The organism is Paenibacillus sp. 05T425, from assembly GCF_056396205.1.
On the sequence record NZ_JBFTLA010000054.1, the window covers coordinates 1 to 601 of the forward strand.

At 61.8% G+C, this 601-nt stretch carries 1 protein-coding gene; it reads left to right on the plus strand.

Going from position 1 to position 601, the window contains the following annotated elements; genetic code table 11:
• The coding region (locus AC1DF0_RS32010) for a DUF1615 family protein (protein ID WP_477577585.1) at nucleotides 1-601 on the plus strand (601 nt) is incomplete at both ends.

Consider the following 601-nt stretch of genomic DNA (forward strand, 5'->3'; position numbering starts at 1 on the left):
GCTGAATGCCGTGCGCAGCGAGAAAGAGCTCAGCGAGATTTTCGATGACTTCATCGGCATGGTGCCCATGGGCCGGACCTTGTTCGGCGGCTTCAACCCGGTGCACACCGGCGGGCCGATGCAGGTCAGCATCGACTTTGCCGAGCAGCATGTGCGGGATTATCCCTACCCGGTGAACGGCTCGATTCGTCACGAAGTGTTCACCCGTCGCGGTGGCCTGTATTTCGGTATCGCCCACTTGCTCGGCTATCCGGTGAGCTATCAGCAGCCGCTGTATCGCTTCGCCGATTTCAACGCCGGTTGGTACGCCAGCCGCAATGCGGCGTTTCAGAACGCGGTCAGTCGTGCGACGGGTATCCCGCTGGCGCTGGATGGCGACCTGGTGCGCTACGACTCGATYATGCCCGGCGCCACGGAACTGGCGGTGCGCACCCTTGGCAAGCAATTGGACATGCGCAACCCGACCATTCGGGATCAACTGGAGGAGGGCAAAAGTCTTCAGTTCGAGGACACCACGCTCTATCAACGCGTCTTCGCTTTGGCCGAACAGGCCGAAGGCCGGCCATTACCCCGGGCGGTGTTGCCGGGGATCGTGCTGCAA